Below are 24,718 nucleotides of genomic sequence, written 5' to 3' on the forward strand. Positions count from 1 at the left end.
GATGACTTCCAGCACCGCCGCCGACTACATCGAGGACGTCTCACCGGGCAGCGGCGCTCTCCCGCCCCGCGCCCGGTACGCGTCCTCGGACGCGAAGTCACTCTCCCTCAACGGTAGTTGGCGTCTTCGTGTGTCGGCGACGGCCGACGCCGAGGACGACTCGTTCGCCGAGGAGGGCTACGACGCCGGGGACTGGGCCGAGGTCACGGTCCCCGGCCACTGGGTCCTGCAAGGACACGGCTCCCCCATCTACACCAACCACCTCTACCCCTTCCCGGTCGACCCGCCGCACGTCCCGACCGAGAACCCGACAGGCGACCATCTGCGCGTCTTCGACCTGCCGTCCGAGTGGCCCTCGGACGGCGGGGCGGTGCTCCGCTTCGACGGCGTGGAGTCCTGCGCCCGGATCTGGCTGAACGGCACGGACATCGGGGAGTTCAAGGGGTCCCGGCTGCCGCACGAGTTCGCGGTCGGACACCTGCTCAAGCCCGGCGGCAACGTGCTGGCCGTCCGTGTCCACCAGTGGTCGGCGGGCTCGTACCTGGAGGACCAGGACCAGTGGTGGCTGCCCGGCATCTTCCGTGACGTCACCCTGCTGCACCGCCCGCCGGGCAGCGCCCTCGACTTCTTCGTGCACGCCTCCTACGACCACCTCGGCGGCGCGGGCACCCTGCGCGTCGACTCCGACGTCGACGGCCGGATCACCGTGCCCGCGCTGGACATCGATGTCGCGACCGGCGAGTCGGTCACCATGCCGGTGCGGCCCTGGACGGCCGAACTCCCCTACCTGTACGACGGGTTGCTGACGACGGAGGGCGAACGCGTCCCGCTCCGCATCGGCTTCCGGACCGTCGAACTCTCCGACGGCCTGATCAAGGTCAACGGAAGGGCGATCCTCTTCAAGGGCGTCAACCGCCACGAGTGGCACCCCGAGAAGGGCCGCGCCCTCGACCTGGAGACCATGCGCGAGGACGTGCTGCTGATGAAGCGGCACAACATCAACGCCGTCCGCACCTCGCACTATCCGCCGCACCCGGCCTTCCTCGACCTGTGCGACGAGTACGGCCTGTGGGTCATCGACGAGTGCGACCTCGAAACCCACGGCTTCACCGAACAGGCCTGGCGCGACAACCCCGTTGACGACGACCGCTGGACCCCGGCCCTGCTGGACCGCGCCGCCCGCATGGTCGAACGGGACAAGAACCACCCGTCGATCGTCGTCTGGTCGCTGGGCAACGAGGCCGGCACCGGCCGCGGCCTCACCGCCATGGCCGAGTGGATCCACGCCCGTGACCGCTCACGTCTCGTGCACTACGAGGGCGACATCGACTGCCGTGACACGGACGTCCATTCACGGATGTACGCCTCCCACGCCGAGGTCGAGCGCATCGGCCAGGACCTGGACGGCGGCACCCACAAACGCCGTCAACTCCCTTTCATCCTCTGCGAGTACGGCCACGCCATGGGCAACGGCCCCGGCGGACTCGCCGACTACCAGCGCCTCTTCGAGTCGTACGACCGGCTCCAGGGCGGCTTCATCTGGGAGTGGATCGACCACGGCATCAAGGACGAGCGCCACGGCTTCGCCTACGGCGGCGACTTCGGCGAGGAGCTGCACGACGGGAACTTCGTCTGCGACGGCCTGCTCTTCCCGGACCGCGTCCCCTCCCCCGGCCTGATCGAGTACAAGAAGGTCGTCGAGCCGGTCTCCGTCGGCAGCCCCGACGACGGCTCCGTACGGATCACCAACAAGCACGACTTCGCCGACCTGTCCGCATTCGCCTTCCAGTGGTCCTACCAAGTGGACGGCGAGACGGTCGAGTCGGGCCCGCTGACGGTGCCGCCGCTCGCACCCGGCGAGTCGGCCGACGTGAAGCTGCCCGCACCGCCCGTGGAGTCCGAGGGCGCCGAATCCCAGTGGACCGTAAGGGCGTTGCTGGCGGCCGACACTGCGTGGGCTCCCGCCGGCCATGTGGTGGGCTGGGGCCGGATCCCGGTCTCGGCGCGCCCGTCGCCGTACGTCTCCGCCACCTCCGCTCCCGTCCTCGGCGAGCGGCGGATCACTCTCGGCCCGGCCTCCTTCGACGCCCGTACCGGCGAGTTGAAGTCGATCGGCGCGGTGGACGTCACCGGTCTCCGGCTGGACGTGTGGCGGGCGACCACCGACAACGACGACGGCGCGTCCTGGCAGACGGACATCCGCCGCGGCCTGCTCTGGCGCAAGTTGGGCCTGCACCGGATGCGGCACCGCCTGGACGGCGTGGAGTCGGGCGAGGACGCGCTGACCGTACGCACCCGGGTGGCACCCGCCGCCTGGGAGATCGGGCTCGCCACGGTGTACCGCTGGACCTCGGACGGCGAGCGGCTGCGGCTGACGGTGTCCGTGGCACCCGAGGGCGACTGGACCGTACCGCTGCCCAGGCTCGGCATCCGCTTCGGACTCGACGCGAGCGCCGACCGGGTGAAGTGGTTCGGCGGCGGACCCGGCGAGGGCTACCCGGACACCAAGTCGGCCTCGCAGCTGGGCCGTTGGGTGTCCACGGTCGACGACCTCCAGACCCCCTACGTCCGCCCGCAGGAGAACGGCGCCCGCGCGGACGTCCGTTGGGCGGAGCTGGGCGGGCTGCGGATCGACGGCGACCCGGAGTTCTGGTTCACGGCCCGCCGCTGGACGACGGAACAGCTGGACGCCGCCGCCCACCGTACGGACCTCACGCCCGGCGACACAGTGTGGGTGAACCTCGATCACGGGCAGCACGGCATCGGTTCGCAGTCCTGCGGCCCGGGCCCGCTCCCGCAGTACTTCCTGAACGCCGAACCCGCCGAATTCTCCTTCGTGTTCTCGGCGCGGCCGTGACATCACCTGTGGCCGGCCGACTCTTCAGCCGGTCGGCCGCGGTCGCGTCCTGCGTCGGCTTCGTCCTCATCGGCATGATCCAGGCCCTCTACGGCCCCGCGATACCGGGCCTGCGCCACGAGTTCGGGCTCTCCCCGTCCGCCGCCGGGCTCGGCCTGAGCCTGCACTTCGCGGGCGGGGTCGCCGGTGTGCTCGCCTTCAACGCGATCCACTCCCGGATCAGCAACAGGGCGCTGCTGGTGTGGGGTTACGGCCTGATGGCGGTGGGCGGCGCGGGTTTCGCGCTGGCGCCGAACTGGCCCCTGGCCCTGGCCGCCGCGTTCCTGTGCGGGCTCGGCTTCGGCGGCATCGACTACGGCCTCAACCAGCTCTTCGCCGTCGGCTTCGGCAACCGTTCCACGGCCATGCTGAATGTGCTCAACGCCCACTACGGCATCGGCGCGGTGCTCGGCCCGGTCATGGTGGCGTGGCTCGGCCCGGACGACTATCCGTACGCGTTCGGGGTGTGCGCGGCACTGGCGGCGGTGCTGGCGTTCGCGGGCCCAAGTGGCGTACGTACACGTGTATCTGACGATCCACCAGCAGAGATGGGAGGCGTCGGCCTGGGCCTGTCGCGGGTCCTCGTCGGCTTCCTCGTCCTCTACATCCTCAACGTGGCGGTCGAGGCGAGCGTCGGCGGCTGGGAGCCCACGCATCTGGAGACGGTCGGCTACACGGCGGCCGTCGCGGCGTCGGCGACCTCCGTCTACTGGCTGATGATGACGGCGGGCCGCTTCCTCGTCGTCCCGATCACCCTGCGGTACTCCCCCGAGCGCATCCTCGCGGTGTGCGCGGTCGGGATGACGGTGTGTCTGCTGTTGACGCTGGTTAAAGGAGTGGCACCGGTGGCGTACGCCGGTGTTGGCTTGTTCATCGCACCGGTCTTCCCGACGGGACTTTCCTGGCTCAACAGGGCGCTCCCCCAGGCCGAGCGGGCCGGGGCGTGGGTGATGGCGGCCTCGAACGTCGGCGGGGTGGCGGCTCCACCGCTGCTCGGCGTCGGGATCGAGGCCGCCGGGATCCACGCGGTGCCCTGGTTGTTGACCGCGATGTCGGGCGCGTCGCTGCTGGCGACGCTCCGGCTGATCCGACTGACTAGGAGGTCCGCATCATGAAGGCCCTGTTCCTGCTCACGCGAAAGTTGATCGAGTGAACGCGAGCAACACGCGAACGGCGAACCAGATCGAGGTCCGGGGGCTGTCCCGCACCTTCCACACCACTGTCCGCCGCCCCGGCTTCGTCGGCGGCCTGCGCTCGCTCGTCAATCCGGACCGCGTACCCAAGTACGCCGTCTCCGACGTCTCGTTCGATGTCGCCCCGGGTGAACTCCTCGCCCTGCTGGGCCCGAACGGCGCCGGCAAGTCCACCACCATCAAGATCCTCACCGGCATCCTGACGCCCACCTCCGGGGAGGCCAGGGTCGCGGGCGTGGTGCCGTACCAGGAGCGGGAGCGCAACGCCCGTAACATCGGGGCGGTGTTCGGGCAGCGCACCCAGCTGTGGTGGGACCTGCCGGTGCGCGAGTCGTTCTCGATCCTGCGGGACATCTACGAGGTGCCGAAGGCCCAACACGCGGCCCGCCTGCGGGAGTTCGACGACCTCCTCGAACTGTCCTCCTTCTGGGACACCCGCGTCCGTCATCTCTCCCTCGGCCAGCGCGTCCGCTGCGACCTGGCCGCCGCGCTGCTGCACGACCCGCCGGTCGTCTTCCTCGACGAGCCGACCATCGGCATGGACGTGGTCGTGAAGGAGCAGGTGCGGGAGTTCCTGCGCCATCAGGTGGAGGAGCGCGGCCGTACGGTCCTGCTGACCACGCACGACATGACGGAGGTGGCCCGGCTCGCCGAGCGGGTCGTCCTCATCAACCACGGCCGACTGGTGCTGGACGGCACCCTCGACGAGATCCGCCGCAAGTTCGGCTCGACCTGGCAGATCCGCGCGACGCTGGCCGACGCGCACGCCGAGGCGGTGTCCCTGCCGGGCATCGCGCTGGTGCGGCGGGACGGACCGCAGCTCGTCTTCGGCCCGGACGGGAGCGAGGGGCCGACAGTCCACCAGGCGCTGAAACAGGTCATCGAGCGGTACGAGGTCACGGAGATCGCCATGGACGAGGCCGAGTTGGAGGACGTGATGCGGGCCGCGTACGTCCAGGCCGGCCCGCGCGCAGAGGAGACCTGAGATGGCCGCCCTGCACGCCTGGCGCGCCGCCCGTGTCACCCCGCTCGGCGAACTCCTCGCCCCGCCCCGCATCACCGCCGCCCTGCTCCGGCTGACGGTGCAGATCGTGCTGGTGGCGTCCCTGTGGCGCGGCCTGTACTCCCAGACCGGCACCACCGCGGGACTCACCCGCGACCAGGCGGTGACGTACGCCGTACTGGCCGTACTCGCCTCCCGGCTGCGGGAGTTGGACCAGTACGCGGGCCGGGACACAGTCATGCAGCACATGCACTTCGGCACGATCATCTACTGGTATCTGCGCCCGCTGGCGCCCCAGCGCTACTACGCGCTCCGAGCGTTCGGCGAGCAGCTGTACGGACTGGCCTGGGCACTGACGGGATATGTCGTCTGCCTCGCGGCGGGGGTCGTGGAACCCCCCGAGTCACCAGCGGTGGCAGGGGTGTTCGCACTGAGCATGCTGCTGGGCCAGCTGGTCCTCTACTACGTCATGCTCATCATCGACCAGTTGTGCTTCTGGACGCTCCGCAACGGGGCCGCGATGCTCATCCTGATCTTCGCGCAGAACCTGCTGTCCGGTGTGTACGCGCCGCTGTGGTACTTCCCGGACTGGTTCATCACGATGAGCCGCTTCCTGCCGTTCCAGGCGACGCTCAGTGTCCCGCTCTCGATCTACGTGGGCCGCATCCCGCTGTCCGACGCGGGCGCCCAACTCGCCCTGCAGGCGGTCTGGGTGACGGTCCTGTCCCTGTTCACCCGGTTCCTGTGGCGGCGCGCCGCCCGCCGGGTCGTGGCCCAAGGAGGTTGATGCGTGTGAGAGCCGTCCGGATCGTATGGCGCATCACGCGCCTCAACTTCCGTGCCCAGCTGGAATATCGCACCGAGTTCCTGCTGATGATCGCGATCGGCGCGATCTGGCAGGTGTCGGTGATCGTGTTCGCGACGGTGCTGCTCACCCGGTTCTCCGGAATGGGCGGCTGGGACAGCTCGGACGTGCTGCTGATCCCGGCGACCCGGATGATGGCGCACGGGCTGATGGTGCTGTTCCTGGGCCGTATGCACGGCCTCGGCCGGTACATCCAGGAAGGCCGCATCGACATCTACCTGGTGCGGCCGATGCCGGTCCACCGCCAGGCGCAGCTGGAGTACTTCCCCACCAACGCGATCGGCGACCTCACGGTGGCGGGCGGCCTCATGGTCGGCGCGCTCAGCCGCAGCCACCTCGACTGGACGGCGGGCCGGATCGCGTATCTGATCGCCGCGCTCATCGGCGGCATGCTCGTGGAAGCGGCCCTCTTCACGACCGTGGCCTCCGCCTCCCTCCGCTTCCCGTCCGCGGACTACTGGAGCCGCTGGATCGAGGACCTCCTCGGCACCTTCGGCAACTACCCGCTCAACGTCCTGCCCCGCGCGGTCGGCGGCTTCCTCACCTACGGCCTTCCGCTCGCGTTCGTCGCCTTCCTCCCGGCGGCCGTCCTCACCGGGCACGGCCACGACATCGGGGTGCCGTACTGGCTGGCGGCGGGCTCACCCCTCGTGGGCCTGCTGGCATATCTCGGGGCGCGGCTGCTGTGGCGGTGGAGCCTCAGCAACTACACGGGGGTGAACGGATGACCGCGATGGAGTGACTCACGTCACTCAAGACCCGTGCAGCAGATCCATGGGCTTTCCCGTCGAGGAGGGGTGACAGGAAGGGAGGAGCGTGTGGATCTGGCAGCCAAGTAGGCAACGGACGCGGGAGACAACGGAGTTGGATCGGCGGAGGGAGACTTCCATGGATTCGTCGCCGCCCGGTCGGCCGCGCTGTTCCGGGGCGCTTTCGTCCTGACGGGCAGCCGCGACGCGGCCGAGGACCTGGTCCAGGAGACCCTGGAACGGGCCTGCCGCAAGTGGCGCACCATCAGCGCCAAGGACGCCCCGGACGCGTACGTACGACGGATCATGGTCAACCTCGCCAACGACCGCTGGCGAAGATTCCGCCGTACTGCTCAGCACCCGGTCGACGGCGAGCCTGCCGCGCCGGGTGACGAGTACGGACGGATCGACAGCCGTGACCAGTTGGTGCGCGCTCTGCAGCGACTGCCCATGCGGATGCGGACGGTGGTGGTGCTGCGGTACTTCCACGATCTGTCCGACGCCGAGACAGCGGCGGACCTGAAGATCTCGCAGAGCACCGTCCGTTCCCAACTGGCCCGCGGAATCGGGCAGTTGAGAAGCCAGTTCCCCGCACTCTCCGCCCCTTCACCACAGCAGCTCACGGAAGGAACCCGATGAGTTCGTACGACCCGCGGTCCTCCGGCTGCACACCTTTCGAAGAGGAACTCATCAACGCCATGAACGACTTCGCGCGCTCCACCGACTCCCCGGCCTTCGACACGGTCGGCATGGTCCACCGCACCCGCCGCAGGCGGACCACCCTCGTCGCCGCTTTCTCCGCGGTCCTGATCGCGGCCGGCGGCGGCACGGCACTGGCCTCCATCTCCGGCAGCACCTCGCAGACGACGCCGGCCGCCACCACCGTCGACCACGCGAAGGCCACCTTCCTCCTGGGCGGCCTCACCAAGGAGCCCATCGCGGTCGACCTCACGGGCCAGGACCTGGCCACGGCGAAGGGCCAGTTCGAGAAGGCCCAGCTCAAGCTCGGCACGATCGTCAAGATGGTCAGCCCCGGCTGCAAACCGGCCTCGGTCGTCGAGCTCACTCCCCACAGCCCGAAGATCGTGGTCAAGGGCGACACGGTGAACGTGAAGCTCTGCGCGGGCTGACGGAGTCGACCGGTTCGATCGGTTCGACCGGTTGAGGGCCCGGTCCTGGGCGTGCGCGCGCGAGCCGCTCAGGACCGGTGAAGTCCCTTTGCCACCAGAGGGGTTGGGCCGCTGCGCCTCGGTCACTCCGGATGGCTGACGACCTCCGCGGTCGATCCTTGTCCCAGCACCCGTATCCCCGGTATCGGCGAAGCAAGCAACCACAGCACCGACAGCACTCCCCCGACCCCGACGACCGTCAAGGTGACCCTCAGGCCGAGCAGGGTGGCGAGCCCGCCGCCGGCCAGCGCGCCGAGCGGGCGTATCCCGTAGTTGACCGTGCTGTACGCACCGGCCACGCGGCTGCGCAGGTTGTCCGGGACAACCGATGCCTGGAGCGAGTTGAGGTTGACGTCGAAGAGCATGACGCCGAAGGCGGAGAGGAACTCGGCGGCGCCCAGGATGCCGAGGCGGGCCCAGGTCGATCCGGTCGCCGCCGCGACGAGGGCGAAAGGGGCCGGGAACAGGACGGCTCCCATGACGATGCCGCGGCCGACGCCGATCCGGCGGGCGATCGCGGGGGACGCCAGCGCACCAAACAGGCCGCCCGTTGCGCCCGCTCCGAACGCCAACCCGATGGCTCCGGGCGTCAGTTGGAGCACCCGGTCGGCGAAGAGGACCAGCAGGCCGGTGCCCGAGAGGAACGTGAAGAAGTTGAGGGTGGTGGCGCAGAGGAGGCCCGCCCGCATGACGGGATCGCCCAGCACGAAGGCCAGGCCCTCCTTCGCCCGCCGCAGCAGAGAAGGGCCGGCCGCCTCGGTGTTCGTGGGTTCGTCGACCCGCGTGCGCCCGATCAGCAGCCCCGACACCACGAACGACAGCGCGTCGGCAAGCACCGCGACCGGTGCCGTCAGCGCCTGGACCAGGACACCGCCGATCGCGGGGCCCGCGACGAAGGACGCGGATCTGCTCGCGCTGAGCCTGCTGTTCGCCTCGACGTACGCCGTCGGCGGTACGAGGTGGGCGAAGAAGGACGAGTAGGCCGTGTTGAACACGACCGCCGCCGTGCCGGTCAGCAGCGCCACCGTGTACAGCTGCCCCAGCGTCACCGTGCCGAGTGCGTAGGCGATCGGGAGCGTGAGCAGTACGGCCGCTCGGAACAGGTCGGCCAGCAGCATGAGTTGGCGTTTGCCGGGGCGGTGGTCGACCCAGGCGCCGAGGAACAGGCCGAGCAGGTTCGGGGTCCAGGCCAGTGCGGTCAGCCAGGCGACCTGGTTCGCGGAGGCCCGCAGCGCGCCAACCGCTATGAGGGGCAGGGCCAGTTCGGAGATGCGGTCGCCGAACTGGGAGACGGACTGCCCGCACCAGAACCGTACGAAACGGCGATCCCGCCACAGCGAGTCCGGCGCGGGCCGAGTGATCCGACGGCCGCTCACTCCGCCGGGTCCGTGTCAGGGGCCTCGTCACCCGCCGCTTCCGGCAGCGCGTACATCAGCAGGCGGACATCCCGGCCGTCCGGTGGCCGTCGGTCCGGTTCGCGGATGACGTACGGCGCGATCAGTGCCTCCAACGCGTCCTTCAGCGCGGCCAGTTCAGCTGCCGTGACCACGATCCGGGTGTTGTTCGCGGCAGCCAGCCTCGACCATTCCGGCTCAAGGCCGGGCGCCGTCTCGGTGAGCCAGCGCAGGGGCAGGTCGGCGTTGCGCGCGAACATCTCCCGGGCCAGCACCCGCGCGGCCGACCACCCCTCCGCGTCATCGGTGTCCTCCGGCATCTCGAACCGGAAGCCCCGCGCCACCGCCGCCCAGCGCCGCTCCCGCCGGTCCGTCCCACCCTCGGCATCGCGGACCAGGCCGAAGCCGGCGAGATGGCGCAGATGCCAGCTGGTGACGGACGGGGTGGCACCCACGTGCGGCGAGAGCCGGGAGGCGGTGGCCGGGCCGTAGCGCTGAAGGCGTTCGAGGATGGCGAGCCGCACGGGGTGGGCCAGTGCCCGCATGGTCTTCGGGTCGGATATCTCCATGTCGCCGAAGCGATTGCCGGCATCCATGGTCTGAGAGTGTTCTCTCAGAAATCCTGAGAGTCAACTCTCAGATCTGGCCGTCCAGTCGACCCTCAGGCCATCGGCTGCGGGGTCAGCCGCTTGTGCCCCTTCCTGTCGTAGTACTGGACCATCGCGAAACCGAAGAGCAGGCCGATCGCCGCACCGACGCCGATCATGGTCCAGGCGCGGGTGAGGCCCGCGTCGCCGCGGGCGTCGAAGTAGAGGATCGCCCTTACTCCGTCACTGAGTTGGCGCATGGGCTCGAAGTGGGAGAGGAAACGGTAGAAGCCGGGGACGGCCTGGAGGGGGACGGTGGCACCGGAGGAGGGGAGGCCCAGGACGATGAAGACGAACATGGAGACCAGCTGGCCGATCCCGCCGAACGCGGCGTTGATGGCCTGCACGCCGATGCCGACGGCGAGGGCCGCGCAGTAGGAGTAGATCCACAGGAGCGGGATGTGCGTGGCGTCCATGCCGAGGATGCTGACGCTGGCGAGCATGATCAGGGAGACGCTGAGGAGGGTGATGCCGGCCGTCATGACCATCTTCAGGAGGAGGGTCTGGGTGCGGTTGATCGGGACCGTGGGGCGGCGGGTGTGCCAGGGGCCGATCTCGTTGTCGGCGTAGCCGAGGGCCGTGTCGACGCCGTTGCTGATGACGTTGCCGCCCATGAAACCGGCCAGGACCAGCAGCAGGGTGTAGTAGAAGGCGGTCAGGCCGATCCCGCTGTTGTTGCCGATGGGGTGGCCGACCTGGGTGGCGATCCGCACCGGGTCGGCCAGCAGCAGCTTCTGCGTGGAGTCGGCCTTCGTGGCCGCCGCCATGAGCTGTTTGCCGATGGTCAGGGAGGCCTGCTGGGCCGCGGTCGTCGAGATCTTGCTCGCGAGGGACGAGCCGAGGCTGCCCTTGCCGGGGTTGGTGAGCACGGTGATCGTGGGCCGGGCGGTGGCGTTCGTGGTCGTCAGCGCGGCGACGGAGTCCGTGAAGCCAGCGGGGATGACAAGAGCGCCGTAGACCTTGCCGGAGTCGAGTTCCTGCTGGGCCTGGGCTCTGGTGAGTTGGCGCCAGCCGGCCGCGCGGCTGCTGGTGTCGGTGACGATGGAGTGGGCGATCTGGGTGCCCAGGTTCTGCCGCTGGCCGGGGAGCGGGTTGCCCGTGTCGCTGTTGACGAGGGCGATGGGCAGGTCGTTCAGCTCGCGGTTGGGGTTGACGATGCCGCCCATGTAGAGGAGGGACAGCAGGAAAGCGAGCAGGCCGGTCAGCACGGTGGGGATGAGCCACAGCTTGGGGCGGCCGAGGAGTGCGGTGGCGCGGAGGCCGGTGGGGGCGGGGGTGCCGGAGTCGTCGTCCATGGTGGTCAAGTCTGGTGCCGGAATCCGGCGGTGGCGGTGTGGAAACACGGCGGACGTCCCACTTGTTGCCTGCGACTACTCTGGCCTCCTCGGTTTTCGCAGGTCACGGAGAGGTGGTGGTCCACGGTGCCGCGTGCGGGACTCACCGCCGACCGGGTCGTGGCGGCGGCGGCCGACCTCGCCGACGAGGTCGGCTTCGAGAACGTCAGCCTGTCCGCGCTGGCCCGCGGCTTCGGCGTGAAGGACGCGAGCCTGTACTCGCACGTCAGGAACCTCCAGGACCTGCGCACCCGGGTCGCGTTCCTCGCGGGCGGCGAGCTGGTCGACCGGATCGCCGTCGCGGTCGAGGGCCGCTCCGGCCGGGACGCGCTGGCCGCGTTCGCCGACGCGTACCGCGCCTACGCGCTGGCGCACCCGGGCCGGTACGCGGCCACCCAGATCCGTATCGACCAGTCCCTGGTCGCCGCCTCCCCCGCCCTGCGCCGCACCGCCGACATCACCTACGGCCTGCTGCGCGCCTACGGCCTGGAGGAACCCGATCTCACCGACGCCGTACGCCTGTTGCGCAGTACGTTCCACGGCTACTGCGCCCTGGAGTCCACCGGAGGCTTCGGTGCGCCGCGTGATGTGCGGCGGTCGTGGGAGCGGGTGGTCGACGCGCTGCACACGGCCCTGACGCACTGGCCGCGCGAAGCCGCGGACGGCTGACGGAGACGGCTCACGGAGACGGTGGTTCCGGTCCGCGCCCCAGGCGCATCGCTGACCACTTAGACTGGAAGCTTCGCGAATGCCACGTGCCACCCTGGGGGGGAGGGAGCGCGACTTGTCTCAACAGCAGCTCGGACGTGGTCCCTTGAGAACGCCGGGAACGCCGGGAACGCCAGGCGCGCCCGGTCCGGTGCCGCCGGGCGGGAGTCCGCCGGCCCGGTTCGTGGGCTGGCTCGGCCGGTTCGGGTGCGTGGCCGCCGGATACGCGGTGTTCCAGTTCCTGTTCGAGGTGCTGCCCGACTCGATCGACGGCGCGCCCGCCAAGTATCTGATCTCCGGGCTGAGCGGCCTCGCCACCGCCGGGATGACCTGGCTGGCGGCGGCCCTGCTCCGGGCCCGCACGGCCGGCCCCGCACCGCTCACCGCCCCCGCTCCCCCGGCACCGGCCGTCCCCGGCCCGCTGCCACAGGTGTTCGGTTCGGCCTACGACACCCTCGTCGCCCAGGTCGCCGAGGTCGACGACCCGGTGCGCGGCCGTCTCATCGGCTGGCCGCACTCCCTCCTGGAGATGGACGGCCCGGCCCGGCCGACCTCGCTGGCCACGGCGTACGGCCTGCACATCGTGCTGGACCTGGGCGTGCCGGACGGACGGCTGCACACCGGCGATCTCATCGACACGCTGTGGCGGCTGCGGTTGCAGGGCGGCGGCTGGTCGGCACGTTCGCAGGGGGCGGTGGCCCGCCCTGAGGTCACCGCGATGGTGCTGGGCGCGCTGGCCCGGGCGGGTGCCTCGCGGGAGCGGCTGGCGGACGAGGTGGCACGCTGCGAGGCCGGGTTCACGCCCGAACTCGACAGTACGGGGCGGGCGTTGACCCATGTCGTGACCACCGTGATGCGGGGGCTGCTGCGCGCGGCACCGGACGCGCCGATCCTTCCCGTGCTGCGGGAGGCCCTGGTCGACGGCGCGCTCTCCGACCCGCAGCGCCAGCACCGCCGCTGCTGGAGCCACCGCCTGTCGGCACTGCCGTGGCCCGCGCACCCGGGCCGACCCGTCGTCCGGCAGCCCGCGCAGCCCTCCGCCGTGCACACCGCGCAGGCCGTGGTGGCCCTGGACCGGGCGGCCCGGGTACTGGGCGAGGGGCCGGTGGAGCGTGCGGCGCGCGAGGACGGGGTGCGCTGGCTGCTGGCCTGCCCGGCGACCACGCACGACGCCTGCGCCGATCTGGCGAACCTGCGGGAGGAGGTGCGCCGCCGTCACCCGGACGACTCCTCGCACCACGAGGTGCTGAACGTCCGCCATTTCACCGCGAGTTGGATCCTGCGCGCCCTGCTCACCCCCGGCGCCCTGGAGATCGCCCGGCAGGACGGCCTGGAGGAGGCCTGGCAGGAGCGGCTGAACGGGGCGGCGGGCGCGGTGTGGGCGGCACAGACCGACGGGATCTGGTCCTGGAGCCGGGACGGGTCCATGTTCACGACGACGGAAGAACTGCGCCAACCGATCTGGATGACCTATCAAGGGCTTTCGGCGCTGCGCGCACATGCCGTATGGATGTACAGACCGGATACGCCGGATACTCGAACGAGGCCGGTGTGAGGGCGAGTCGGGGAGTGAGTGCATGGGTGGTCGGCAGATCCTGGCGGCGCGACGGCTGCTGACCGAGGCGCTGGACGGCGACCTGTCCGACCACGAGACGGTGACCGCGGCCCGTGCCGTCATCGCCGAACTGGGCTCTCCCGAGCGGCTGTTGGAGCTGGTGGCCGAACTCGCCTCCGGCGAGGGCGATCCCGAGCACTGCGCCGGGCTGTCGTACCGTCATGTCCTGGGCTTCGACAAGCTGTTGCTGATCGACGGCGGCCCCCGCCACATGCTGCGCGCGCACCTCTGGCATCCCGACGCGGCGGCGATCGGCGCGGAGGACATCCACAACCACCGTTCCCCGCTTGCCTCTTACGTGGTGCGGGGGCGGCTCGCGATGGAGCTGTACGAGGCGCGTGGCGACGGTGGGATCACTGCGGACCGGTACGAGGAGTCCCTCGCCGAGCGCAGTGCCGACTGGACGCTGCGGCCGACGGGACCGGCGCGGCTGCGGCTGACGCATGTGGGCCAGTACGCGGCGGGCAGCGCCTACGCCCTGCCGGCGAATGTCCTGCACCGGGCCTGGTGCGACACGGACGCACCGACGGTGACGTTGTTCTTGGAGACGGGGGCCGAACGGCGGCGCCACACCGACGTGTTCACGGCCGCGGGCCCGCATCCGGGCGCGGTGGCGAAGGTGCCGCTCGATGTGAAGGACTATCTCGGCGCGTTGAACGATCTCGCGGAGTCGCTCAGAAGTTCGTGAGGGCCTGTTGTACGACGTCCAGGTTGTACGCGTCGATGTCGAGGCCGGAGTCGGCCAGCTCGGAGGGCCGCAGCCAGCGGTACGCCTGATCGGGCTCGGGGAGAGTGATGTCCCGGGTCAGCGGCCTGACCAGGAAGTTGTCCTGCCAGTTCTTGGTCTCGCGGCCCTGATACTCGCTGACGAAGGACGATTCACCGATCTTGCGGACGATCTCGCCGAGGAGCCCGGTCTCTTCCTTCAGCTCGCGCAGCGCGCCGTCCTCGGACCGCTCGTCCGGCTCCAGCTTCCCGCAGGGGACGCCCCACACCCGGGGCAGGAATCGCTCGGTCGCGCTGCGGCGCACCAGAAGCACGCACCCGTCGTCGTCCATCACGACGGCAGCGGCCAGCCGCTTCTCGCCGGGGTCCATGGTCATGGTTCCTCGGTCCCTCGCCGGAGATGAGTCCAAAGGGTCTGATACCCAGGAAAGCATCCAACGTACCAGGATCCGCCCGCCCGGTCTGTGGAGCCGGTCTCACCTCCAGAACATTGCGACAGGCACCACGGCAACCTCCTTCGCGCGGGCGGCGACTTGGGGGCATGACCAACGCAAGACGCACCACTTCGCACCGTCGCCGCGAGCCCCGCCGCATCGCCCGCAAGCCGCTCGCGGGCTCGCTCGCCGTCGCGGCCCTGCTGGGCGGCGCGTGGTACGCGACCGCGGCGACGGACAGCGGCAGCAGCGGAAGCGGCACCTCGACCGCGGCCGGGACGACGACCACCTCGGCCTCCCCGTCCAACGACGCCGGCACCGACGGCTCCGCATCCACCGCGGCCACGACGACCCCGACCGCCTCCCCCGCGAAGTCCACCCCGAAGGCGGTCGCGAAGACCCCGGCCGCCGCCGCCAAGACCGTGACCGGCACGCTCACCCCGACCAGTACCACGGTGGCGCTCGCCGCCAAGTTCCCCTATCTGACGGCCGGTTACAACAACACCCGCCAGTGGACCCGCACCACCACGGCCGTGGCACCCAACGGCACCCTGCGCGTGGCCTGGCCGGCCGCCGACGGAGTCCATGTCACCCCACTGAACACCGCCGGAGTGCGCTCGGGCGCCGACACGGTCGTCAAGGGTGCCAAGGAGGTCGGCGGTCTGGTCGCGCACAACGACGGTTTCGCGCTGCTCACCCGGGTGGCCGACACCAACAAGTGGAAGGAGACGGCCGCCGCGATCATCCGCTACACGAACGGCAGGCAGACCTTCCGCACCAAGCTCACCGGCACCGCCTCCAACGACACCTCCCCCGGTCTCGACGGCCAACTCACCTGGAACGGCAGCAAGTACGGCGCGTACTTCGTGGTGCACGGCGCGGGCGGCTTCGCGGACGGCCACTTCGGCGACAAGTTGGCGTACATCAGCGCCAAGGGCGCGAAGCTGAGCGGTGGTTGGAGCTGGGGCTGCAGCCACAACGAGGGCATCGCGCTGCACGCGGAGACCACCGGCGCGTTCACCTCGCTCTGCTTCGACGACTGGCGCTCGGGTCTGTTCGTCTCCACCGGGATCGGCGCCCCGGACGTGGCGCCGGTCGTGCAGCGCGAGCAGTGCTGGGCAGGGTACTGCGGTGGTACCTTCCCCGGCCGCACGGGTGACCTGGTGAAGTCGGCGAGCGGCCGGTACGCCACCGCCTTCGCCTCCCGCGGTGCCGCCTCGGCCAAGAAGAACTCCGCCGACTCCAGCGGGCGCGGCTGGACGGTCACCCCGAAGACGAGCACCCACCAGGTCGCCGTCGCCTTCATGGCGAACCGCAACTCCGGCCCCGGCAAGGCGATTTACCTCACGAGCGCGGCCGGCACCGAGAACGTCAACGTGCACATCGCCCCGTACGGCAAGGACCGCCTCCTGGTCTCCTGGGAGTCCCTGAAGGGCGCCAAGTGCGCGGCCGGCACCTGCACCGGCACCTTCACGGGCACCCACCTGCGGCTCATCGACTGGAACGGCAAGTTCCAGAGCGCGGACAAGGTGGTGAGCGCCCGGATCACCGGTGACATGGCGGTCCTCAAGAACGGCACACTGACCTGGGCGTACGCACCGGTCACCCCGACCTACGCGAGCCCGCTCACCGGGGCGTCACCGACCGCCACGAGCCTCCGGATCGCCCGGCTGACTCCGTGAACCGGTAGTTCACGCGCCCGCCGCCGGCCCAGCGAACGGACACGCCGTGATCCCCGTCGACCTCCACGGACACCAGTTCCGCGAGGGGACGGGGGTCCGGCTCACCGGTGAGCCGGACCAGGACGACGAACAGGGTGGGCCCGTCACCGACGACACCCTCACCGTCCAACAGGCCGTGCAGGGACACGAGTTCGGCGCTCAGTCCGTCCTCCGCCGACCAGCCCGTAACCCGCACCGGCGTCCCGGCAGCGGCGCCCACCACCAGATGTGCCCGCACCTCCACCGCACCCTCGGCCATCACCACGCTGGTCACCCGGGCCCCGGAAGCCGCCGTGTGCCGGGAGGCCACCAAGCCCTCCCCCACCCCCAACGGCACGATCCCCGTCCGGCTCGGATCCCCGCCCACGAACACGCTGTTGTCGTAGGACGACGAGGGCGCCGTAGCCGTGGAGTAGGCGAGGCGCGTGTAGTACGGGTCGTAGCGGACGTCCTCGCTGCCGTGGTTGTGGAGGCGGACCAGGCCGTCCGAACTCGTCGACTGGAGAAGCCAGTTGGCGGGGGCGATCGCCCTGGTCGCGTCCGTTCGTTCCGTCGGGCCCGGTTCCTCGACCGCCGTCCAGACCTCGTGGTCCGGTGGGAGAAGCAGGCCGAGGAATCCCTTGCCGGCCCAGTACGGGGACGCGGGGCCCGAATAGCCTTGCAGGACCGCCTCGTTGGGGCCGTGCCAGCCGAGGGTCAGCAGGCCGCGGTCGTCCACCGCGCCCCGGTCGAGGAAGTAGCGGAGCGCCCCGGAGGCCAGCCGTCGGGTCTCACCCGGGGCCAGTGGTGTGCGGCCCGTCAGCACACCGAGCCACAGCGGAGCCGTCGTCGCGAAGCGGTAGGTGAGGGAGCGGCCCTGGTGCATGGGGGCGCCGTCGGTGCCGAACAGGCGGGCGTAGTCGGCGAGATGGCGTTCCAGGCGGGTGCCGTAGAGGTCGAGGAGTCGGGTGTCGTCGGCGAGCCAGGCGTGCAGGACCGGGTACAGGTGCATGGCCCAGCCGTTGTAGTAGTCGAACTTGCGGCCGTCGCCGTCGGTGTACCAGCCGTCGCCGACGTACCAGTCCTCGATGCGCGACAGGCCCCGGTCGATCGCCTTGCCGGAGGCGTCGGGTTCGTGGCCGATCTCCTGGAGGAAGCCGCCGACCGTGACGGGGAACAACTCCCAGTTGCAGGGCCAGGGTTGGGCGGTGAGGGCGTCTGCCAGCCAGGCCGCCGCGCGCTGTCGTACGGGCTCGTCGAGGCGATCCCAGAGGAGGGGGCGGGTGAGGCGTAGGGCGAGGGCGATCGAGGCCGCCTCGACCAGGGGCTGGCCGCGGTCCTCGATGCGGGGCCAGACGCCCGCGACTCCCGCGGCGAGTCCGTCGGCGTAGCGTTCCAGGGCCGTCTCGTCGCGGCGGAAGGCGGCCAGCAGGAGTGTGCGGGCGTAGCCCTCCAGGCCGTCGGAGAGCCTGCCGGACCAGCTGGTGTGCGTGCCGGGGAGGTGGTAGAGCGCGCGGTCCTCGGTGGCGTAGGGCTCCACGGCGGCGAGGAGGGCGTCGGCGGCCGTCTCCCAGTGGGCCCGGGTGTAGCCGGTGCGGGGGCTCAACACGCGGTCGTCGGCGGGCAGTTGCATCGGCTCACTCTCACGGGCGACGGGTGCGGCGGGTGAAGCCTGGGGCGCCCCGGTTCCGGTCGGAACGCCCCAGGGGTCTTTCGGGTCTCAACCCACCCGTACCCGGTCCTCCGGCAGCAGATGCCCGGCGACGAGTGCGTCGCGGACCAGGCCCGCGTACACCGTGGCACCGTGCACGGAGGTGTGCGTGTTGTCCTTTTTCTCGTTGTAGAGATAGATCGCCTTGGAGCCTTCCACTCCCAGCGATTCCACCAGCGCCTTGGTCTGCGCCGTGAGATCGATCAGTGTTACCCCCTCGGCGGCGGCGACCGAGCGGATGACGCCCGGCAGGTCCACGCCGAGTCCGTTCACCAGCAGTGCTGTGCCGTTGTTCAGTGTGCCGTCGGCATTGAACCAGCGTCGGACGATCGGTGTCACCAGAACCGGACGACCGCCCATGTCCCGTATACCCGTTACAAGGGTTTCCAAGTTCGCCCGGTAGGTGGCCTCGTCGGTCGTCTTGTCGTTGTGGGCGAGCTGGACGAGGACCAGGTCACCGGGGCGGATCAGCGGCTCAACCGTGCCCCAGAGCAAGGGATTCTCCAGGTAGGTGACCGTACTCTCCCCGGAATCGGCGTAGTTGGCGACGGACACGCCCTTGCGCAGGAACTGCGGGAGCTGTTGGCCCCAGCCGGAATACGGGTCGCCCGGTTGGTCGCAGACCGTGGAGTCGCCGATCAGGATGATCTGGTGGGCACGGCGGGCGGGGGTGACCCTGATGTCGGCGAGGGCGGGAGCGGCGCCGCCGAGGGTGAGGTCGAGGCCGGGGGTGCCGTCGGGGCCGGTGGGTTCGCCCTCGGGGGTGCGGACGTTCACGGTGAAGCTGCGGGTCACGGTCTGCCCGGCGGCGGTGGCCGTCTCGGGGAGCAGGGAGCGCCGGGTCTCGGCGGTGACGGCCGTGCTCGCCGCGCTCTCGCCGCCGAGGCGGACCGTCACGTCGTAGGTGCCGGGCGGGACGTCGAAGTGGCAGGCGGTGGCGGTGCAGTTGGCGATGCCGAGCGGGGGCGTGCGGTCGTGGGCCTGTGCGGGGGCGGCCGACAGGGCGGTGCTCAGGGTCACCGCGGCCAGCAGGGCGATGTTGAAACGTCTCATCCGTGGCTCCTCCGTCCGACGACATGGCCTGGCGGTGGACCGTACCGCTCCGGACAAGCGCTTTCTAGACCCGTGCCGGATTTCCTTTCCTCACCGACTCCCAGGCTGCGAAAGCCCTTTCGCGAAATCGATTCAACTGTCACCCTCCAAAGCACCCGCACCCCCACCTCCCGAAGGAGGCACCCCCATGTCCGGTTCTGTGAACAGACCGGTCCGTCGCCGCACCTTCGTCCTCGGCACGGCGGCCGTGGCCGGTACGGCGGCGCTCGCCGGGCCGCTCGCCGAGACCGCCTCGGCCGCGAGCTTCGGCTACACCGACGACGGCTCGAACTACGTCGTCGACACCGGCGCGAGTCTCGTCTTCGAGGTCAGCAAGACGAACGGCGATCTGACCTCGCTGGTCTACAAGGGCACCGAGTACCAGGGCTACGGCGGCATGAACTCGCATGTGGAGTCCGGCCTCGGCGCGTCCACGGTGACGATCGCGCAGTCCGGCACGACCATCCTGATCTCCGTCACGCACGGCACCCTGAAGCACTACTACGCGGCCCGCAGCGGCGAGAACAACGTCTACCTGTGGACCAACAAGGCCGACACCTCGGTCAGCGCGACCCGCTACATCGTGCGCGTCAAGGCCGGCCTGTTCCTCAACGACCAGCCGGATTCCTACACTTACGCGCCGACCACCATCGAGTCCGCCGACGTCTTCGCGAAGTCCGACGGCCAGACCCGCTCCAAGCACTACTCGAAGAACCGCGTCATCGACTACGACTACATCGGCTGGACCACCGGCAGCGTCGGCCTGTGGGTCGTGCGCAGCAACCACGAGAAGGCGTCCGGCGGCCCGTTCTACCGCTCCCTGCTGCGCCACCAGAGCGCGGACGGCGGCGGGTTGTACGAGATCCTGTACTACGGCGAGAACCAGACGGAGGCTCAGCGCTTCGGTCTCCAGGGGCCGTACGTCATCGCGTTCACGGACGGCGGCGCGCCCGCGTCCTCGCTCTACCACGCCAACCTCACCACCTCGTGGGCCGATTCGCTCGGCATCTCCGGGTACACGGCCGCGAGCGGCAGGGGCCGGGTGGCGGGCGTGGGGATCACCGGGCGGGACACGGCGTACGCGTACACGGTCGGGCTCGCCAACTCGGCGGCCCAGTACTGGGGTTCGGCGCGGGCCTCGGACGGCTACTTCTCCATCGCCGGAGTCCTGCCGGGGACCTACATGTTGACCGTGTTCAAGGGTGAACTCGCCGTCCACACCGGGTCGGTGGCGGTCACGGCGGGCGGCACGACGACGCTGAACAGCATCGCGATCCCCTCCTCGAACGACCCGTCCAACGCGAGCGCGATCTGGCGGATCGGCAACTGGGACGGCACACCGGGCGGGTTCAAGAACGCGGACCTGATGACGTACGCGCATCCCTCGGACGTACGGGCCGCGTCCTGGACCGGCAATGTCGTGATCGGCAGCGGGACGGAGACCTCGGCGTTCCCCTGCTATCTGTGGAAGGACGTCAACAGCGGCATCATGGTGTACTTCAGGCTGACGGCCGCTCAGCTCGCCGCCGCGCACACCCTGCGCATCGGCGTGACGACGGCATACGCGAACGGCCGGCCGCAGATCGTGGTCAACGACACCTGGACCTCGGCCGTCCCGTCGCCGCCCACCCAGCCGAGCACCCGGTCGCTGACCGTGGGCTCCTACCGGGGCAACAACAACACGTTCACGTACAGCGTCCCCGCGTCCGCCTGGCTGACGGACGCGAGCGCCTACAACACGCTGAAGATCTATGTGGCGAGCGGCTCGGGATCGACGTCGTTCCTGAGCGCCGGCACGTCGATCGACGCGATCGACCTTCTCGCCTAGGGGCGGCAACTTCCGGGCGGGGGACGGCGACTGGTAGGCATGACTGAGCCGAACACGCATCGCCGCTCCCCCGCCCGGCGTCGAGCCGCCGCCGTGGCGACCGGTGCCGCGGCCGCCCTCGGGCTGGTCGTGGTGTCGCTGGTGACCCAGGCACGGGCCGCCACCGTCATCACCGTCGCCAAGGACGGTTCGGGCCGCTTCACCACCGTGCAGGCCGCCGTGAACGCGGCGGCCGCCGGAGACACGATCTCCGTCGCGAAGGGCACGTACGCGGAGATCGTCAACGTCCCTTCCGGGAAGACCGGGTTGACCATCCAAGGCGCCACCGGCAACGCCGAGGACGTCGTCATCACCTATGACCGGGCCGCCGGTTACACCGACGCCAGTGGCAACAAGTACGGGACGCTGGGGAGTTCGGTGGCCACGTTCTCGGCGAGTGGTCTCACCGTCACCGGGATCACCGTCCAGAACACCTTCGACAAGGCGGCCCACCCCGACATCACGGACACGCAGGCCGTCGCGATCACCGCGCAGGGCGACCGGCAGACCTTCACCAACGACCGGTTCATCAGCCGCCAGGACACCGTCCTGAACTGGTCGCCCTCGTCGACCGGCCAGTACCGGCAGTACTTCTACTCGTCGTTCATATCGGGCGACGTGGACTTCGTCTTCGGCAACGCCACCGCCGTCTACGACCGTGTCAACATCCAGCTGCGCAACTCGGGCGCGGCGGCGGGCGGTCTCAACGGCTTCCTGTCGGCGCCCAACACCAGCTCCGCGAAGACGTACGGCCTCCTGGTCACCGGCAGTTCGATCACCAGCTCGGCGGCGGCCAACACGTACTACCTGGGCCGCCCTTGGCACCCGACGGCGGACGCGGTCGGCCAACTGGTCGTCCGCCAGACCTCGTTGCCCGCCGCCGTGAAGGTCGCCGGGCCCTGGACGGACATGAGCGGCTACTCCTGGAAGAACGCCCGCTTCTTCGAGTACAAGAACACCGGCGCGGGCGCCACGGTGAACTCCAACCGCCCGCAGCTCACCGACTCCCAGGCCGCGAACTACACGGCCCAGAAGTATCTGGCGGGCACGGACGGCTGGAGTCCGGTCCGGTAATCGGTCTCTCAACTACCGCGCGTCCACTGCTGGTTGGTCGCCCCGCTGCACGTGTACGTGATGATCGCGGCGGAGTTGGCGGTGGACGCGCCGTTCACGTCGAGACACTCGCCGCTGGTCCTCGCCTTGACCAGGACGTAGCTGCCGGACGTGGTCAGGCTCCACTGCTGGGTCGTGGCGCCGGTGCAGTTCTCCTGGGTGACGTTGGTCGAGTTCTCCTGGAGGCACAACGAGCTGCCCCGGCCCATGAGTTCGTAGTAGCCGGTGCCGAGGTCCTTGAACCACCACTTCTGGTTGGTGCCGCTGTTGCAGGTGTACTGGCTGATCGCGATGCCCTGCCACAGGGACTGGTTCGGTACGTCCGCGCACTTGGCGCTGTTGCGGGCGATGAGCGTGTTGTACGTCGCGCTCGTCCCGGTGATCGTGCCGGCGGCCGTGTCGATCGACACCTCCGGGTACCAGGACGCCATGGACATCGAGGTGGTGGTCGGGAAGGTCAACGGCAGCCAGACGTAACGGGAGTCGTTGACCGTGCCGCCGAAGGAGTTGCCCCAGCGGTCGCCCATGTAGAGGTAGGAGGTGCCCGAAGTCCCCGTGATCGGGAGGACGTAGGCGGTCTGCGAGTTGTATGCCGTGGAGTCGCCGACGTTGGTGAAGGCCGTCCAGGGGCCGGTGATGCTGGTGGCGGTGGCGTACTGCTGCTGGTTGGCGCTCCAGCCGGTGGCGGCCGAAGTCAGCATGAAGTAGACGCCGTTGCGCTTGAAGAGGGCCGGTGCCTCGCGGTGTCCGCCGACCCACGGGTTGGCGACCAGGCTGTCGATGGCGGTGTAGTCGGCGGTGAGCTTGTAGATGTGCAGGTCGTAGTTCTCGTTGGCGGCGGAGACCATGTAGGCGGTGCCGTCGGTGTCGACGAAGGTCGTGATGTCCCGGGACATGTTGTCGCCGAGCGGCTGGAAGCTGCCCTGGTAGGTGTAACTGCCGTCCACGGTCGAGGAGACGGCGACGGCGGCCCTGGCCTCGCTGTAGTCGACGCCGTTCTCCTTGTGCATCCACATCACGAACTGGCCGGTGGACGCGTTGTAGATGACCTTCGGCCGCTCGATGTAGGCGGTGCCGAGTTCGGAGGCGCTGGACTGGGTCAGGACGTGGTTGCGGAACTCCCAGTTCTTCAGGTCGGTGGAGCGGTAGGCGTCCACGTACTTGAAGGTGTTGTCGGCGTTGCGGTCCTCGCCGAACCAGTAGTAGTAGCTGCCGACCTTGATCACCCCGCCGCCGTGCGCGTGCAGGGCGTTGCCCGAAGTGTCCGTGAACTGAACGCCGTTGGTGATGGTCTGGGCGGCGGCCTGGGCCGGGCCCGCCGTCGCCAGGGCGGCGGCCAGGACGCAGACCAGGGCGAGCAGGATGGCGTACGCACGTCTCATCTCACACACTCTCCTTCACCGTGTCGGCCACGGGGACGCCGAAGTCGGGGGTGCCGTCGGGGTGCCAGCCGAGGAGCTGGACCCGGGTGTGGCGGTTGGGGTCGTTCAGGGGATCGCCCGTGATCTCCTTGTACTGGCGCGCGTGATAGACGAGGACGTCGCTGCGGCCGTCCTCGGCGACCGTGAAGCAGTTGTGGCCGGGGCCGTACTGCCCGGTGGCGTCGTTGCTGGTGAAGACGGGGGTCGGTGACTTGGACCAGTTCGCCGGGTCCATGAGGTCGGCGTTCGCGTCGACGGTCAGCAGGCCCATGCAGTAGTGCCAGTCGGTGGCGCTGGCCGAGTAGGAAAGGAACAGGCGGCCGTTGCGGGCGATGACGGCCGGGCCCTCGTTGACCTTGTAGCCGACGGTCTCCCAGTCGTACTCGGGTGTGGACAGGCGTATTTGAGGGCCCGTCAGGGTCCACGGGTTCGCCATTCTCGACAGCCACAGGGCGGTGTTGTTGTCCATGCCGGGCTCGTGCTGGGCCCAGGCGAGATAGCGGGTGCCTCGGTGGGTGAAGGTGGTGGCGTCCAGGGAGAAGGTCTCCCAGGCCGTCCTGAGCTGACCCTTCTCCTCCCAAGTGCCCTGGAAGGGATCGGGGTTGGCGTTCTCCAGGACCCAGATGCGGATGTCCCAGATACTCTCGGCGGGCGCGGAGGCGAAGTAGACGTACCACTTGCCGCCGATGCGATGGAGCTCCGGAGCCCAGATGTGGGCGCCCATCACGCCGGTCGCGTGCTTGGTCCAGATCACCGACTCGGCCGCGGTGGCGAGGCCGTTGAGCGTGCGGGAGCGGCGCAGAACGATGCGGTCGTACTCGGGGACGGTGGCGGTGAAGTAGTAGTGGCCGTCGGTGTGCCGGTGGATGTACGGGTCGGCGCGCTGGCGGACGAGCGGGTTCACGAACGGGGCTGCTTTCGGGGACGCGGTCGCCGGGGCCGCGGCGACGGCCAGGGCGCCCGCGGCCAGAGCGGCTCCCTTCAGCAGCAGCCTTCGGCCGGGGGCATGGGGCAGTTCGTCGTTGCGGCTCATACAACTGCCTCTCGGAAACGTTCGAGGTGGCGAACACCATCTGTCATT

The 24,718-nt window shown here is 69.9% G+C and carries 20 protein-coding genes and 1 pseudogene; 13 read left to right on the forward strand and 8 right to left on the reverse strand.

Features of this window, described 5'->3' with window-relative positions; genetic code table 11:
• Nucleotide 1 precedes the first annotated feature (1 nt).
• From ACIBJH_RS17705 to ACIBJH_RS17735, 7 genes and pseudogenes are all read left to right on the forward strand, one after another.
• Nucleotides 2-2,857, forward strand: coding sequence for a glycoside hydrolase family 2 TIM barrel-domain containing protein (locus ACIBJH_RS17705; protein WP_399117758.1), 2,856 nt, complete (start codon nucleotides 2-4; stop codon nucleotides 2,855-2,857).
• A complete protein-coding gene (locus tag ACIBJH_RS17710; protein ID WP_399117759.1) occupies nucleotides 2,854-4,011 on the forward strand; it encodes an MFS transporter in 1,158 nt (385 codons plus the stop codon). Before ACIBJH_RS17705 ends, ACIBJH_RS17710 begins: the two co-directional genes overlap by 4 nt.
• A 34-nt stretch (nucleotides 4,012-4,045) precedes the next feature.
• Nucleotides 4,046-5,074: an ATP-binding cassette domain-containing protein gene (locus ACIBJH_RS17715; protein WP_399117760.1), complete on the forward strand. Its 1,029-nt coding sequence runs from the start codon at nucleotides 4,046-4,048 to the stop codon at nucleotides 5,072-5,074.
• A 1-nt stretch (nucleotide 5,075) separates the two neighbouring features.
• Entirely contained in the window at nucleotides 5,076-5,879 is an 804-nt protein-coding gene (locus tag ACIBJH_RS17720; protein WP_399117761.1) for an ABC transporter permease, read from the forward strand.
• On the forward strand, nucleotides 5,879-6,685 hold the full coding sequence (locus ACIBJH_RS17725; protein WP_399117762.1) for an ABC transporter permease: 807 nt from the start codon (nucleotides 5,879-5,881) through the stop codon (nucleotides 6,683-6,685). The genes ACIBJH_RS17720 and ACIBJH_RS17725 overlap by 1 nt, the downstream gene beginning before the upstream one ends.
• A 90-nt stretch (nucleotides 6,686-6,775) precedes the next feature.
• A pseudogene (locus ACIBJH_RS17730) lies at nucleotides 6,776-7,345 on the forward strand (SigE family RNA polymerase sigma factor).
• Nucleotides 7,342-7,836 (forward strand): hypothetical protein, encoded by a 495-nt coding sequence (locus ACIBJH_RS17735; RefSeq protein WP_399117763.1) that lies wholly within the window; start codon nucleotides 7,342-7,344, stop codon nucleotides 7,834-7,836. Before ACIBJH_RS17730 ends, ACIBJH_RS17735 begins: the two are co-directional and overlap by 4 nt.
• 122 nt (nucleotides 7,837-7,958) lie before the next feature.
• Here ACIBJH_RS17735 and ACIBJH_RS17740 read toward each other — a convergent pair whose 3' ends face one another.
• The 3 genes from ACIBJH_RS17740 to ACIBJH_RS17750 all read right to left on the reverse strand — a co-directional run bounded on the left by ACIBJH_RS17740 (nucleotide 7,959) and on the right by ACIBJH_RS17750 (nucleotide 11,211).
• Nucleotides 7,959-9,251 carry an MFS transporter gene (locus ACIBJH_RS17740; RefSeq protein WP_399117764.1) on the reverse strand — a complete coding sequence of 431 codons (1,293 nt, stop codon included), beginning with the start codon at nucleotides 9,249-9,251 and terminating at the stop codon, nucleotides 7,959-7,961.
• Nucleotides 9,248-9,865: an ArsR/SmtB family transcription factor gene (locus ACIBJH_RS17745; protein ID WP_399117765.1), complete on the reverse strand. Its 618-nt coding sequence runs from the start codon at nucleotides 9,863-9,865 to the stop codon at nucleotides 9,248-9,250. Before ACIBJH_RS17745 ends, ACIBJH_RS17740 begins: the two co-directional genes overlap by 4 nt.
• Before the next feature lie 65 nt (nucleotides 9,866-9,930).
• The gene (locus ACIBJH_RS17750; RefSeq protein ID WP_399117766.1) at nucleotides 9,931-11,211 is read right to left on the reverse strand and encodes a YhgE/Pip domain-containing protein; all 1,281 of its coding nucleotides are present in this window, start codon (nucleotides 11,209-11,211) and stop codon (nucleotides 9,931-9,933) included.
• A 126-nt stretch (nucleotides 11,212-11,337) separates the two neighbouring features.
• On the opposite strand from ACIBJH_RS17750, the gene ACIBJH_RS17755 reads away from it, so the two are divergent.
• The 3 genes from ACIBJH_RS17755 (at nucleotide 11,338) to ACIBJH_RS17765 (ending at nucleotide 14,261) form a co-directional block, all read left to right on the forward strand.
• A complete protein-coding gene (locus ACIBJH_RS17755) occupies nucleotides 11,338-11,919 on the forward strand; it encodes a TetR-like C-terminal domain-containing protein (protein ID WP_399117767.1) in 582 nt (193 codons plus the stop codon).
• Nucleotides 11,920-12,169: 250 nt separating this feature from the next.
• A complete protein-coding gene (locus ACIBJH_RS17760; protein WP_399117768.1) occupies nucleotides 12,170-13,513 on the forward strand; it encodes a hypothetical protein in 1,344 nt (447 codons plus the stop codon).
• A gap of 22 nt (nucleotides 13,514-13,535) precedes the next feature.
• Nucleotides 13,536-14,261 carry a hypothetical protein gene (locus tag ACIBJH_RS17765; protein WP_399117769.1) on the forward strand — a complete coding sequence of 242 codons (726 nt, stop codon included), beginning with the start codon at nucleotides 13,536-13,538 and terminating at the stop codon, nucleotides 14,259-14,261.
• Here the strand turns inward: ACIBJH_RS17765 and ACIBJH_RS17770 are convergent.
• Nucleotides 14,248-14,670: an NUDIX hydrolase gene (locus ACIBJH_RS17770; RefSeq protein ID WP_399117823.1), complete on the reverse strand. Its 423-nt coding sequence runs from the start codon at nucleotides 14,668-14,670 to the stop codon at nucleotides 14,248-14,250. The genes ACIBJH_RS17765 and ACIBJH_RS17770 overlap by 14 nt on opposite strands.
• A gap of 170 nt (nucleotides 14,671-14,840) precedes the next feature.
• Here ACIBJH_RS17770 and ACIBJH_RS17775 point away from each other — a divergent pair, with 170 nt between their 5' ends.
• Nucleotides 14,841-16,415 (forward strand): hypothetical protein, encoded by a 1,575-nt coding sequence (locus tag ACIBJH_RS17775; RefSeq protein ID WP_399117770.1) that lies wholly within the window; start codon nucleotides 14,841-14,843, stop codon nucleotides 16,413-16,415.
• On the opposite strand, the gene ACIBJH_RS17780 is transcribed toward ACIBJH_RS17775, so the two are convergent.
• Together ACIBJH_RS17780 and ACIBJH_RS17785 are read right to left on the reverse strand one after the other, a co-directional pair.
• Complete coding sequence (locus ACIBJH_RS17780) at nucleotides 16,360-18,066, reverse strand: DUF2264 domain-containing protein (protein WP_399117771.1); 1,707 nt, start codon at nucleotides 18,064-18,066, stop codon at nucleotides 16,360-16,362. The two genes, ACIBJH_RS17775 and ACIBJH_RS17780, sit on opposite strands and share 56 nt — an antisense overlap.
• A gap of 87 nt (nucleotides 18,067-18,153) precedes the next feature.
• Entirely contained in the window at nucleotides 18,154-19,197 is a 1,044-nt protein-coding gene (locus tag ACIBJH_RS17785) for a rhamnogalacturonan acetylesterase (protein ID WP_399117772.1), read from the reverse strand.
• 187 nt (nucleotides 19,198-19,384) lie between these two features.
• On the opposite strand from ACIBJH_RS17785, the gene ACIBJH_RS17790 reads away from it, so the two are divergent.
• A complete protein-coding gene (locus ACIBJH_RS17790) occupies nucleotides 19,385-21,064 on the forward strand; it encodes a rhamnogalacturonan lyase B N-terminal domain-containing protein (protein WP_399117773.1) in 1,680 nt (559 codons plus the stop codon).
• A 39-nt stretch (nucleotides 21,065-21,103) separates the two neighbouring features.
• Nucleotides 21,104-22,177 carry a pectinesterase family protein gene (locus ACIBJH_RS17795; protein WP_399117774.1) on the forward strand — a complete coding sequence of 358 codons (1,074 nt, stop codon included), beginning with the start codon at nucleotides 21,104-21,106 and terminating at the stop codon, nucleotides 22,175-22,177.
• Nucleotides 22,178-22,185: 8 nt separating this feature from the next.
• Here ACIBJH_RS17795 and ACIBJH_RS17800 read toward each other — a convergent pair whose 3' ends face one another.
• Together ACIBJH_RS17800 and ACIBJH_RS17805 are read right to left on the reverse strand one after the other, a co-directional pair.
• Nucleotides 22,186-23,598: an RICIN domain-containing protein gene (locus ACIBJH_RS17800; protein ID WP_399117775.1), complete on the reverse strand. Its 1,413-nt coding sequence runs from the start codon at nucleotides 23,596-23,598 to the stop codon at nucleotides 22,186-22,188.
• 1 nt (nucleotide 23,599) lies between these two features.
• Nucleotides 23,600-24,670 carry a family 43 glycosylhydrolase gene (locus tag ACIBJH_RS17805; protein ID WP_399117776.1) on the reverse strand — a complete coding sequence of 357 codons (1,071 nt, stop codon included), beginning with the start codon at nucleotides 24,668-24,670 and terminating at the stop codon, nucleotides 23,600-23,602.
• Nucleotides 24,671-24,718: the final 48 nt, after the last annotated feature.

It is taken from the genome of Streptomyces sp. NPDC050548, from assembly GCF_044457385.1.
In the GTDB taxonomy this organism is placed as follows: Bacteria; Actinomycetota; Actinomycetes; order Streptomycetales; family Streptomycetaceae; genus Streptomyces.